This is a genomic window from Microvirga sp. RSM25 (assembly GCF_044784385.1).
Taxonomy (GTDB): Bacteria; Pseudomonadota; Alphaproteobacteria; order Rhizobiales; family Beijerinckiaceae; genus Microvirga; species Microvirga tunisiensis.
The window spans coordinates 4,911,444-4,922,974 of sequence record NZ_CP173039.1; the positions used below are offsets into that span (position 1 = coordinate 4,911,444).

Annotated in this window: 10 protein-coding genes; 5 read left to right on the plus strand and 5 right to left on the minus strand. The window is 65.1% G+C overall.

Annotated elements, in window-relative coordinates; genetic code table 11:
- Positions 1 to 88: 88 nt before the first annotated feature.
- On the minus strand, positions 89 to 1,585 hold the full coding sequence (locus ACD578_RS23360; protein WP_152710101.1) for a CoA-acylating methylmalonate-semialdehyde dehydrogenase: 1,497 nt from the start codon (positions 1,583 to 1,585) through the stop codon (positions 89 to 91).
- Positions 1,586 to 1,706: 121 nt separating this feature from the next.
- Here ACD578_RS23360 and ACD578_RS23365 point away from each other — a divergent pair, with 121 nt between their 5' ends.
- The 3 genes from ACD578_RS23365 (at position 1,707) to ACD578_RS23375 (ending at position 4,208) form a co-directional block, all read left to right on the plus strand.
- Complete coding sequence (locus ACD578_RS23365) at positions 1,707 to 2,597, plus strand: LysR family transcriptional regulator (protein ID WP_404288941.1); 891 nt, start codon at positions 1,707 to 1,709, stop codon at positions 2,595 to 2,597.
- Positions 2,598 to 2,667: 70 nt separating this feature from the next.
- Positions 2,668 to 3,639, plus strand: a complete 972-nt coding sequence (tal, locus tag ACD578_RS23370) for a transaldolase (RefSeq protein WP_404288943.1) — start codon at positions 2,668 to 2,670, stop codon at positions 3,637 to 3,639.
- A gap of 5 nt (positions 3,640 to 3,644) precedes the next feature.
- Positions 3,645 to 4,208, plus strand: coding sequence for a cysteine hydrolase family protein (locus ACD578_RS23375; protein ID WP_404288945.1), 564 nt, complete (start codon positions 3,645 to 3,647; stop codon positions 4,206 to 4,208).
- Between the two features lie 64 nt (positions 4,209 to 4,272).
- On the opposite strand, the gene ACD578_RS23380 is transcribed toward ACD578_RS23375, so the two are convergent.
- The 3 genes from ACD578_RS23380 to ACD578_RS23390 all read right to left on the minus strand — a co-directional run bounded on the left by ACD578_RS23380 (position 4,273) and on the right by ACD578_RS23390 (position 9,030).
- Positions 4,273 to 5,952: a thiamine pyrophosphate-binding protein gene (locus ACD578_RS23380; RefSeq protein ID WP_404288947.1), complete on the minus strand. Its 1,680-nt coding sequence runs from the start codon at positions 5,950 to 5,952 to the stop codon at positions 4,273 to 4,275.
- Between the two features lie 187 nt (positions 5,953 to 6,139).
- Positions 6,140 to 7,690, minus strand: coding sequence for an aldehyde dehydrogenase family protein (locus ACD578_RS23385; protein ID WP_404288949.1), 1,551 nt, complete (start codon positions 7,688 to 7,690; stop codon positions 6,140 to 6,142).
- Positions 7,691 to 7,896: 206 nt separating this feature from the next.
- Complete coding sequence (locus ACD578_RS23390; protein ID WP_404288951.1) at positions 7,897 to 9,030, minus strand: saccharopine dehydrogenase family protein; 1,134 nt, start codon at positions 9,028 to 9,030, stop codon at positions 7,897 to 7,899.
- Positions 9,031 to 9,144: 114 nt separating this feature from the next.
- On the opposite strand from ACD578_RS23390, the gene ACD578_RS23395 reads away from it, so the two are divergent.
- Together ACD578_RS23395 and ACD578_RS23400 are read left to right on the plus strand one after the other, a co-directional pair.
- The gene (locus ACD578_RS23395) at positions 9,145 to 9,573 is read left to right on the plus strand and encodes an Lrp/AsnC family transcriptional regulator (RefSeq protein WP_404288953.1); all 429 of its coding nucleotides are present in this window, start codon (positions 9,145 to 9,147) and stop codon (positions 9,571 to 9,573) included.
- The gene (locus ACD578_RS23400) at positions 9,570 to 10,778 is read left to right on the plus strand and encodes an NAD(P)/FAD-dependent oxidoreductase (RefSeq protein ID WP_404288955.1); all 1,209 of its coding nucleotides are present in this window, start codon (positions 9,570 to 9,572) and stop codon (positions 10,776 to 10,778) included. The genes ACD578_RS23395 and ACD578_RS23400 overlap by 4 nt, the downstream gene beginning before the upstream one ends.
- On the opposite strand, the gene ACD578_RS23405 is transcribed toward ACD578_RS23400, so the two are convergent.
- A complete protein-coding gene (locus ACD578_RS23405) occupies positions 10,775 to 11,497 on the minus strand; it encodes a hypothetical protein (RefSeq protein ID WP_404288957.1) in 723 nt (240 codons plus the stop codon). The two genes, ACD578_RS23400 and ACD578_RS23405, sit on opposite strands and share 4 nt — an antisense overlap.
- Positions 11,498 to 11,531 lie beyond the last annotated feature (34 nt).

Consider the following 11,531-nt stretch of genomic DNA (forward strand, 5'->3'; position numbering starts at 1 on the left):
TCGGCGAAGTGGCCTGAGGTCACGCAAAAAGATGCGGCCCCGAAAAAGCAAATGGCCGGGATCAAGGTCCCGGCCATCATGATCGTGCCTACTTCATCGTCGGAATGGAGAATTCCGCGCCTTCCTTGATGCCGGAGGGCCAGCGGGACGTGACGGTCTTGGTCTTGGTGTAGAAGCGCACCGCGTCCGGGCCATGCTGGTTGAGGTCGCCGAAGCCCGAGGCCTTCCAGCCGCCGAAGGTGTAATAGGCCAGCGGCACCGGGATCGGCACGTTGATGCCGACCATGCCCACATTCACCTTGGAGGCGAAGTCGCGGGCAGCGTCGCCGTCGCGGGTGTAGATCGCGACGCCGTTGCCGTATTCGTGGTCAGAGGGCAGGCGCAGCGCCTCGTCGTAGTTCTTGGCGCGCACGACCGAAAGCACGGGCCCGAAGATCTCTTCCTTGTAGATGCGCATATCGGGGCGCACATCGTCGAAGAGGCAGCCGCCCATGTAGAAGCCGTCCTCGTAGCCCTGCATCTTGAAGTCGCGGCCGTCGACCACGAGCTTGGCGCCTTCCTGGACGCCGAGATCGACGTAGGAGCGCACCTTCTCCATGTGCGCCCGGGTGATCATCGGGCCGAAATCGGCCGACGGATCGGTGGAGGGACCGACCTTCAGGCTTTCCACACGCGGGATCAGCTTGTCCATGAGCGCGTCGGCCGTCGCCTTGCCGACCGGCACCGCCACCGAGACTGCCATGCAGCGCTCACCGGCCGAGCCGTAGCCGGCGCCGATCAGCGCATCGGCCGCCTGGTCGAGATCGGCGTCGGGCATGATGATCATGTGGTTCTTGGCGCCGCCGAAGCACTGGGCGCGCTTTCCGTGCGCGGTAGCGCGGGAATAGACGTACTGGGCGATCGGCGAGGAGCCGACGAAGCCCACGGCCTTGATGTCCGGATCGTCGAGGATCGCGTCCACCGCTTCCTTGTCGCCGTTGACCACGTTGAGGATGCCGGCCGGAAGGCCCGCCTCGATCATCAGCTCGGCGAGGCGCATCGGCACGCCCGGATCGCGCTCGGAGGGCTTGAGGATGAAGGCGTTGCCGCAGGCGATGGCGGGCGAGAGCTTCCACAGCGGGATCATGGCCGGGAAGTTGAACGGCGTAATGCCAGCGACGACGCCGAGCGGCTGGCGGATCGAATACATGTCGATGCCGGGGCCGGCGCCCTCGGTGAACTCGCCCTTCAGGAGGTGCGGAATCCCGGTGCAGAACTCCGCTACCTCGACGCCGCGCTGGATGTCGCCCTTCGCGTCGGGAATGGTCTTGCCGTGTTCGCGGGCGAGCATTTCGGCGAGCGTGTCGGTTTCCTTCGCGATGAGCTCGAGGAACTTCATCATCACGCGGGCGCGGCGCTGCGGATTGGTGGCGGCCCAGGCCGGCTGCGCGGCCTTGGCGTTCTCGACGGCCTGGTGCAGCTCGTCCTTGGAGGCGAGCGCGACCCGGCCGAGGACCTCACCGGTCATGGGCTGGAAGAATTCGGTGGTGCGACCCGATTTGCCGGGAACCTGCTTGCCGCCGATGAAATGTCCGACCTCGCGCATGGCGTCTCTCCTCCTCAAGGGTGTTTTTCGTGGTCTTCTTCTATCATTGTTGAAATCGCACGACTATGGGTGAAACCAAAGCACCGTTGTGCGAAAACACCAATACGGCAAGGGCACGGGCATGAGCGCATTCGATTGGGACGATCTCCGCTTCTTCCTGGCCGTCGCCCGGGCCGGGCGCCTCACCGCCGCCGCTCGCCAACTCGAGGCGGACCACACCACCGTGTCCCGCCGCATCTCGGCCCTGGAGGCGGCGCTCAAGGCCAAGCTGTTCGAGCGCAGCCCTCAGGGCTACACCCTGACCGAACAGGGAGAACGGCTGCTCAAGCACGCGGAGACCATGGAGACCCAGGCTCTTGCGGTGGCAAGCGAACTCGGGGGCGCCGATCTCGCGCTCTCGGGGACCGTGCGCATCGGCGCGCCTGACGGGATCGGCACCTATTTCCTCGCTCCGGAACTCGGCGCCCTCGCCGAGCGGCATCCGGGCCTCACCCTGCAACTCGTGGCGTTGCCGCGGACCTTTTCGCTCTCCAAGCGCGAGGCCGACATCGCCGTGACCCTGGAACAGCCGACGGAAGGGCGCCTCGTCTCACGCAAGCTCACCGATTATCGCCTCAGGCTCTATGCCTCGCAGGATTATCTCAGGCGGCACGGGCCGGTGACGGAGCTGTCGGACCTGACGGGCAAGACCCTCGTCACCTATGTGGCCGACCTGCTCTACAGCCCCGTGCTCGATTACTTCTCGGCGCTCGAAAAATACACCGCCCGCCGGTTCGAGTGCGCCAGCGTGGTGGCGCAGGCGGAGGCCGTGCGGGCAGGCGTCGGCATCGGCGTCCTGCACGATTACGCGGTGCGGCAGTTCCCGGAGCTCCAGGTCGTGCTGCCCGATGTGTCCTACCTGCGCACCTACTGGCTCGTCACCCATGCCGATGTGCGGTCCTTACGCCGGGTGGAGGAGGTCTATTCCTTCATTCTGAGCCGCGTGCGGGCCAACCGGGGGCTTTTTGTCTGACGCTTTGCCCTTCACGCGGGTATCTTATGGGACTAAGTCAGACGTCAAAGGACAACCCACGGAGATCCCGATGCCCTCCAAGCTCGACCAATTGCGCACCATGACGGTCGTCGTTGCCGATACCGGCGACCTCGACGCGGTGCGCCGCCTGAAGCCCCAGGACTGCACCACCAACCCGACCCTGCTGCTGAAGGCGGCCGAGACCCCCGCCTATGTCCACATCATCGAGGAGGCCCTGGCCTGGGGTCGGTCCCAGGGCGGTAGCCGCGAAGGCGTGGTGGCGGCGATCTGCGACCGGCTGGCGGTAGCCTTCGGTACCGAGCTTGCGAACATCGTGCCCGGCCGCGTCTCGACGGAGGTGGATGCGGATCTCTCCTTCGACACCGAGGCGACGCTCGCCAAGGCGCGCGCCATCATCAAGGCTTACGAGGAGCGCGGCATCGGACGCGAGAAGATCCTGATCAAGATCGCCTCCACCTGGGAGGGCATCCGCGCCGCCGAGATCCTCGAGAAGGAAGGCATCGACTGCAATCTCACGCTCTTGTTCAGCCAGGCGCAGGCTCAGGCCTGTGCGGAAGCGGGCGTGTTCCTGATCTCGCCCTTCGTCGGCCGCATCCTCGACTGGCACGTGAAGGCCGGCGGCGGCCCCTACACGGGCGAGACCGATCCGGGCGTGGTCTCCGTGCGCAAGATCTACGCTGCTTACAAGGCTCAAGGCATCAAGACCGTGGTGATGGGTGCCTCCTTCCGCAACATCGGCGAGATCGAAGCGCTCGCCGGCTGCGACCGCCTCACCATCTCGCCCGCGTTGCTCGACGAACTGGCGAAGGCCGAGGGCGAGCTGCCGCGCAAGCTCTCGCCGGACACCATCGAGACAATCCAGCCCCTGCCGCGCCTCGACGAGAAGAGCTTCCGCTTCGCATTGAACGAAGACGCGATGGCAACCGAGAAGCTTTCTGAGGGCATCCGCTCCTTCGTGAAGGATCTGCGCGGCCTGCGCACGCTCGTGGCGCAGCGGCTCGATGAGGCGAAGGCCGCCTGATCGCGATGTCGAAAGCTCTTCTCATCATCGACGTGCAGACCGACATCCTGAACGTGCCGGGCGCCAAGCGCCCGGCCGTCAAGGAGCGCTTCGATCAAGTGCGCGGCAGGATCGGCGGTCTCGTGCGCGATGCCAGAGACCAGAAGCTGCCGATCATCTTCGTTCAGCACGACGGCGATCCCGGACACCGCCTCGAAACGGGCACACCCGGTTGGGAGATCTGTAGCGATCTGGGCCGGACACAGGACGATATCGTCGTTCGGAAAACGGCCTGCGACTCGTTCTACGAGACGGATCTTCAATCCGTTCTGTCCGGGCGCGGGATCCGTCATCTCGTGGTCGCCGGCCTGATGACGCAGTATTGCGTTGACACCACCTGTCGACGTGCGATCAGCCTTGGCTATGACGTGACCCTTGTAGCCGATGCTCACACGACGGCAGATACGGAGAAGTTCACGGTCGAACAGATCGTGGAACACCACAACGCTCTGCTCGACGGCTTCGATGCCGGAAAAGCCGTGATCCGGGTCAGACCCGCCAGCGCAGTAGAGATGCGTGCGGATGCTTGAGAGCGTCACTCTCTGAACGAAGCAGGGAGGCGGTGATCCGCCTCCCTTTGGTTATCGAACGACGTTATTTCTTTCCCGCCAGCGCCTTCTCGCGGATCGCCGTGAGCGACATGGTCGGCGTGATGACTTCCGGATCGATGATGCAGTGGAGGATCGCCGGCTTGCTGGAGGTCAGGGCCCGCTGCAGGGCAGGGCCGAACTCTTCCGTATTCGCCACCCGCTCGCCATAGCCGCCGAAGGCCTTGGCATAGGCTGCGAAGTCCGGGTTCTTGAGCATGGTTGCCGAGACGCGGCCGGGATAATCGCGCTCCTGGTGCATGCGGATCGTGCCGTACATGCCGTTGTCGAGCAGGATCACCAGGATCGGCAGGTCATATTGCACGGCAGTGGCGAATTCCTGCCCGTTCATGAGGAAGTCGCCGTCGCCGGCGAACACCACCACGGGGCTGTCGGGCTGGATGCGCTTGGCGCCGACGGCAGCGGGCACGCCGTAGCCCATGGAGCCGGAGGTCGGAGCGAGCTGCGTGCCGTATTCGCGGAAGGGCCAGAAGCGGTGGACCCAGGTGGCGAAATTGCCCGCGCCGTTGCAGAAGATCGTATCGGAGGGCATCACCCTGCGAAGATGCGCCATCACCTCGCCCATCTGCAGGCCGCCGGCGGTGCGGATGGCGCTCGGATCGCTCCAGGCGAGATAATCAGCATGCGCCGTCTTCGTGCTTTCGCTCCACGGCAGTGAAGCCGGCGGATGTACGCCTTCGAGCGCCGCCGTGAAGGCGATCGGCGAGGCGTTGATGGCAAGATGCGGGGAATAGACCCGGCCGAGCTCGCTCGGATCGGGATGGATATGCACCAGCGTCTGCTGCGGCGCAGGAATGTCGAGGAGCGAGTAGGCTTGGCTCGGAATCTCGGAGAGGCGGCCGCCGACGAGCACGACGAGATCCGCTTCCTTGATGCGCGCCAGAAGCTTCGGGTTCACGCCGAGCCCGAGATCCCCGATGTATGAAGTATGATCAGCAGGAAACAGCATCTGGCGGCGGAAGGTGCAGGCGACCGGCAGCTCGAAGCGCTCGGCAAAGCGCACGAAACGCTGCACGGCTGTTTCCGACCAGCGGCTTCCACCGAGGAGTGCAATCGGGTTCTTCGCGCCATGTAGAAGCTTCTGCAGCTCCGCCATCTGCGTGAGACCCGGATGCGTCTCGATGATCTGATAGCGCGGCGCATCGGCCACCGCCGCCATCTCGGTCAGCACGTCTTCCGGCAGCGCGATCACGACCGGGCCGGGACGGCCTGAGGTCGCCACATGGAAGGCGCGGGAGACGATCTCGGGGAAGCGCGCCGGATCGTCCACCTCCGTCGCCCATTTGGCGAGAGGGCCGAAGGCGGCGCGGTAATCGAGCTCCTGGAACGCTTCGCGCTCGCGCATGCCGCGCTCGATCTGGCCGACGAACAGGATCATCGGCGTGGAATCCTGCTTGGCGATGTGAATGCCGGGCGAGGCGTTGGTCGCGCCGGGGCCGCGGGTGACGAAGCAGATGCCGGGCCGGCCGGTGAGCTTGCCATAAGCCTCCGCCATCATGGCCGCGCCGCCTTCCTGGCGGCAGACCGTGACGTTGATGCTCGCATCATGCAGCGCATCGAGAGCCGCCAGATAACTCTCGCCCGGAACGCAGAAGATGTGATCGACTCCGTGGATGAGAAGCTGATCGACGAGGATCTGGCCGCCGGTGCGGGAGGGCTCTGTCATGGAAGGCTCGCATCGTTAAGAGGGCAGATAACAAAACGGAGGGCTAAAGCATCGGACCCAAAAGTGGCGCCCACTTTTGGGATCCAATCCGATGCCTTCTTTTTGATGAGAGCATCGTTGTGCGCGGAAAACCGGATCCACTTTTCCGCACGATGCTCTAACGCCCTCCGCCGGATTGTTGAAGCGATCAGGCGTCGACGTCAAACTTCACGCCTTGGGCGAGCGGAAGCGTCGAACCGTAATTGATCGTGTTGGTGGCGCGGCGCATATAGGCCTTCCAGGCATCCGAGCCCGATTCACGGCCGCCGCCCGTTTCCTTCTCGCCGCCGAAGGCTCCGCCGATCTCGGCGCCCGAGGGGCCGATATTGACGTTGGCGATGCCGCAATCGGAGCCGGCTGCCGACACGAAGGCTTCGGCCTCGCGCAGGTTGAGCGTGAAGATCGACGAGGAGAGACCGGCGCCGACCGCGTTGTGCAGCGCGATCACCTCGTCGAAATCCGAATAGCGCATCACGTAGAGGATCGGCGCGAAGGTCTCGCGAGTCACCGGGCCGGTCTGGCTCGGCATCTCGACGAGCGCCGGACGCGCATAGACGCCGTCATTCGCCACATCCGTGGTGCGTCCGCCGCCATGCACCTTGCCGCCGGCCGCGCGAGCCTCGTCGAGCGCGCGCTCCATGCCGTCGAAAGCCGCCTTGTCGATCAGCGGGCCGACGAGCGTGCCTTCGGCGCGCGGGTCGCCGATCTTCACGCTGCCATAGACTTTTACGAGGCGCGGCACGAGCTGGTCGTAGACGCTCTCATGCACGAAGAGACGGCGCAGCGTCGTGCAGCGCTGACCGGCCGTGCCCATGGCCGCGAAGGCAATGCCGCGGAGCGCGAGATCGAGGTCGGCGGAGGGCGCCACGATGGCCGCGTTGTTGCCGCCGAGCTCCAGGATCGCGCGGGCGAAGCGCTCGGCGAGCTTCGGGCCGACCTGACGGCCCATGGCAGTGGAGCCGGTGGCGGAGAGAATCGGTACGCGGTGATCCTCCACAAGGATTTCACCCACTTCGCGACCGCCCAGCAGCACCTCGCAGAGGCCTTCCGGCACGCCGCCGAAGCGCTTGGCGGCACGTGCGACGATGGCATGCGTGGCAAGCGCCGTCAGGAGGGTCTTTTCAGAAGGCTTCCACACCACGCTGTCGCCGCAGACGAGGGCGAGCGCCGCGTTCCAGGACCAGACGGCAACGGGGAAGTTGAAGGCGGAGATCACGCCGCAGACGCCGAGCGGATGCCAGGTCTCCATCATGCGGTGATCGGCGCGCTCGGTCGCGATGGTCAGCCCATAGAGCTGACGGGAGAGGCCGACCGCGAAATCGCAGATGTCGATCATCTCCTGCACCTCGCCGAGGCCCTCGGAGACGATCTTGCCGGCTTCCAGGGTCACGAGACGGCCGAGATCGTCCTTGGCGGCGCGCAGTTCCTCGCCGAGAAGGCGGATGAACTCGCCGCGCTTGGGCGCCGGGATCTTGCGCCAGGTCTTGAAGGCGGCGTCGGCCCGGCCGATCGCCGCCCTGGCCTCGTCCGGCGTGGTCTCGCGCACATGGGCGATCACCTCGCCGGTGATCGGCGACATGGCCGGCCGGCCGGTCGAGGCGAAGGCGCTCTCCGGCACCCCGAGGCGCGCGAGAATGGCGCGGGCCTCATCCGCAACGGAAGCGGGTGCGGGGGATACGGGTTTCAGGCTCGCGGTCATGTCGGGTCTCCCTGGATGCGGGCTTAGGGCTCATACAAGCCCACCACCCTCGCTTGTCTTGAGAACAAGAAGACGGCGGCTTTCATGCAACCGTCTTAATGCATGACCGGATGAGCTGGGAACTGCTTTTCCCGAATAGGGTCATGCCATTTTGTAAAGAACTTGGCCGCTCCCGCTTCAGCGGCAGCGGTCACATAGCCCATCTATCATGCCACTGCGTCGAGGTGGATGCGCTTCACCGCCGGCTCATGGTCCTCGTCCAGGCGCTCGCCGGCATAGACGCGGCCGAAGCGGTTGGCGAGGAAAGTCTCGAGGCCGATCTCCTCCTGGCGCACGAAACCTTGTTTCGGGAGCTTGCCCGCGACCAGCAGATCGAGCATGGCGCAGATGCCGGCGGCGGTGGTCACCTGGATCGCCGTGCGCTGGATGCCGGCGACCTTCTGACCATAGACGCTGCGGGCGTAGGTTTCCTGAACGAAGCGGCCGCCGCGCTCGCCGGTCACGGTGACGAAGACGATGACCATGTCCTGCATGGTGGCCGGAACGGCGTTCTCCAGGATGTCCTTCAGGACCTCGCGGCGGTTGCGCAGCTGAAGGTCGTTGAGCAGGACGCGCATCAGAGCGCAATGGCCCGGATAGCGGATGGTCTTGTAGTTCAGATTTCGCACCTTGCCTTCCAGCGTCTCGCACAGGGTGCCGAGGCCGCCGGAGGTGTTGAAGGCTTCGTAGCGCGTGCCGTCGAGGGAGAATTCCTCCAGCTCTTCCATGGCCGGAACCTCGCGCAGCTTGCCGTCGACGACGGCTTCGCAGCGCTCGATATATTCGTTGATGACGCCGTCCGTGCTCCAGGTGAGGTTGTAGGACAGGGCGTTCGACGGATATTGCGGCAGGGCGCCGACGCGCAGGCGCACGGTATCGAGCCTGTCGAAGCGGCTCGCGATGTCGTGAGCCACGATGGAGATGAAGCCGGGAGCAAGCCCGCATTGCGGAATGAAGGCGGTGGTGGCGCCTTCCGCCAGCTCCTTCACCATGCGCGTGGTGGCGACGTCCTCGGTCAGGTCGAAATAGTTGACGTCCGCAAGGCGCGCGGCCTTCGCCACGTGACTGGTCAGGTGATAGGGCGCAGCGCTGAGCACCGCGTAATGGCCTTTGAGAGCATTCTGTAGGGCGACCGCGTCACTGAAATCGAGCTGGATCGTCTTGATGCCATCCTTGGCGACCGCTTCGAGGGCGGCGGCGGACGCGTCCGCGACGGTGACGTCGTAGTCGCCGACCTCGTTGAGCATGTCGACAATGGTGGAACCGATCTTGCCGGCGCCGATGACGAGGATCGAATGCATGAAAATCTCCCTATGGTTCCTCAAGAAAACGGCAAAGCCATACAAAACGCCATAGACAAGCTGACGAAAAGCCGAGTAGTTCTCGGCATATTGCCATTATGACTGGTCATAGTGATGCTCGACGCCACAGATCGTGCCTTGATTGCCCTCCTGCGGGAGAATGCCCGGATCGGTCATGCGGAGGCGGCCCGGCGGCTCAGGCTTTCCCGCACGACGGTGCAGGCCCGAGTCGAGAGCCTGGAGCGCCGGGGCGTGATCGCCGGCTATACCCTGCGCCTTGCCGAGGAGGTCGCAAGCCGCATGGTGCGGGCGCACGTGACCATCGTCGTGGCGCCCAAGGCTTCGGGCGGCGTCGTCACGGCGCTCCAGCGCATGCCAGAATTGCGCGCGCTTCATTCGGTCGCGGGTGTCTTCGATCTGCTGGCGGTGGTAGAGGCTGAGGACGTTCCCTCCCTCGATGCCGCCATCGACAAGATCGGCGCGCTCGAAGGGGTGGAGCGCACGCAATCCTCCATCATCCTCTCAACGAAATTCGAACGATGACCTCCTCAGCCTCTCCTTCAGCCGACGTCGTGATCGTCGGCGGTGCCGTCATGGGCTCCTCCGCGGCCTATCACCTGCTCGCCGATTCCGGCTTCAAGGGACGCGTCATCGTCATCGAGAAGGATCCGACCTACCAACTCTCGGCTTCGGCTCTGTCGGCGGCCTCGATTCGTCAGCAATATTCGAGCGCGGTGAACATCCGCATCTCGCTTTATGGCATCGATTTCCTGCGCAGCATCGGTGACCGTCTTGGCGTCGATGGCGAGCGGCCGGAGATCGGGCTGAGGGAAGGCGGCTATCTCTATTGTGCGTCGGAGGCCGGTGCGTCGATCCTGGCGGAGAACCACGCGCTTCAAGCGGCCGAGGGCGCCGACATTCTTTATATGGATCCGGCTGCGCTCAAGGATCGCTTCCCCTGGCTCAACGTGGACGATCTCGCCGCCGGCACCTGGGGCCACTCGGGCGAGGGCTGGTTCGACGGCTGGGGTCTGCTCCAGGCCTTCCGCAAGAAGGCTCGCTCCCTCGGCGCCGAATATGTGAAGGGCGAGGTGGCCGAGATCGAGCGGGACGGCAGCACCATCGTCGCCGTGCGCCTCAAGGACGGCACGCGGATTGCCTGCGGCACGCTCATCAACTGCGCCGGCTCCGGCGGACGGGCGATCGCCGCCATGGCCGGGCTCGAGATCCCGGTCCAGGCCAAGCGCCGCTACGTCTTCACCTTCTCGTGCAAGGGACCAGTCGAGAATTGCCCGCTGCTCATCGATACCTCGGGCGCTTATGTACGGCCTGAAGGGGAGGGACACTTCATCTGCGGTGCCTCGCCGGAAGCGGATCTCGATCCCGACTGGTTCGACGAGGATCCCGCGTCCCAGGAGATTGATCACTCGTTCTTTGAGGAGTTCATCTGGCCGTCGCTCGCCCATCGCGTGCCGGCTTTCGAGGCGATCAAGCCGGGCCGTGCCTGGTCAGGGCCCTACGACATGAGCCTGCTCGATCACAATGCCATTATCGGCCAGGCCGGCGCGTTCAACAATTTCTACCTCTGCAACGGCTTCTCGGGCCACGGCCTGCAACAGGCTCCGGCGGTGGGCCGGGGCTTGGCCGAGTTGATCGTCCATGGCGGCTACCGAACGCTCGATCTGTCCGAGCTCGGCTACGAGCGCGTTCTCGCCAACCGGCCGCTGCTCGAACGGAACGTGATCTAGAGGCCTGTCTCCTCGGAGGTGCGGTAGGCCCAGACCCGACCGCCCCGGTTCATGTGGCGCTGCATCAAGCCGGGCTGGTCCGGATCGGGCTGGGTGTCGACCGCAAGCTCGTTGACGCCCTCCCGGTCGGCCCGTTCGTCGTCGCGGCGCGAGCCGGTGCCGACCGTCGTGTTCGAGCCCTGGTTCGACTGGGAGAACTCATCCGTCCTCAGGTCTGCGGTGCCGAGATCGTCCGCCCCTTCCGCCATGAGGCCCATGCCGGGCAGGATGCTCGTGGTAGTCGTTCCGCCACCCGAGCCGCCGGTAATCCCGGCTGCCAGTGGAGCGCCCGCATCGGCTCCAGCCTGGTCGGAACCGCTCTCTTTCAGCCATTCCCGGCTGCTGCCGTCGAGATCGACCGGCTCGAACATCTCCAGCACGCGCGCGGCCTCCTCGGCATTGTCCCGGTCGACCTGGGCGGCGATCAGGGTGAGATGCCTGTGAAGTCCCTGCTCGAAGATCCGCTTGTCGGATTCCGGCAGGTTCAGGTCGTGCAGGGCTTCAAGCGCGTCATCCCGGGCCGAGAGGCTGCGGAAGCCGGAGATCGACGAGATCTCACGGGCATCGGCGTTGCCGACCGCGACGATTCGGTTCTGGGCGATGCCCATCTCAAGCAGGGATTGAAGGGCCTGACGGGCCTGGGCGGGATCCCTGAACAGGGCAGTGATCATCTGGGGCATGGGTTTCTTCCGTTAGGATACTCCCTCAACGAAG

Coding starts and splice junctions, on each gene's coding strand:
- ACD578_RS23360 (WP_152710101.1), bottom strand. CDS start 1,585: ATGCGCGAGGTCGGACATTTCATCGGCGGCAAGCAGGTTCCCGGCAAA.
- ACD578_RS23365 (WP_404288941.1), top strand. CDS start 1,707: ATGAGCGCATTCGATTGGGACGATCTCCGCTTCTTCCTGGCCGTCGCC.
- tal (WP_404288943.1), top strand. CDS start 2,668: ATGCCCTCCAAGCTCGACCAATTGCGCACCATGACGGTCGTCGTTGCC.
- ACD578_RS23375 (WP_404288945.1), top strand. CDS start 3,645: ATGTCGAAAGCTCTTCTCATCATCGACGTGCAGACCGACATCCTGAAC.
- ACD578_RS23380 (WP_404288947.1), bottom strand. CDS start 5,952: ATGACAGAGCCCTCCCGCACCGGCGGCCAGATCCTCGTCGATCAGCTT.
- ACD578_RS23385 (WP_404288949.1), bottom strand. CDS start 7,690: ATGACCGCGAGCCTGAAACCCGTATCCCCCGCACCCGCTTCCGTTGCG.
- ACD578_RS23390 (WP_404288951.1), bottom strand. CDS start 9,030: ATGCATTCGATCCTCGTCATCGGCGCCGGCAAGATCGGTTCCACCATT.
- ACD578_RS23395 (WP_404288953.1), top strand. CDS start 9,145: ATGCTCGACGCCACAGATCGTGCCTTGATTGCCCTCCTGCGGGAGAAT.
- ACD578_RS23400 (WP_404288955.1), top strand. CDS start 9,570: ATGACCTCCTCAGCCTCTCCTTCAGCCGACGTCGTGATCGTCGGCGGT.
- ACD578_RS23405 (WP_404288957.1), bottom strand. CDS start 11,497: ATGCCCCAGATGATCACTGCCCTGTTCAGGGATCCCGCCCAGGCCCGT.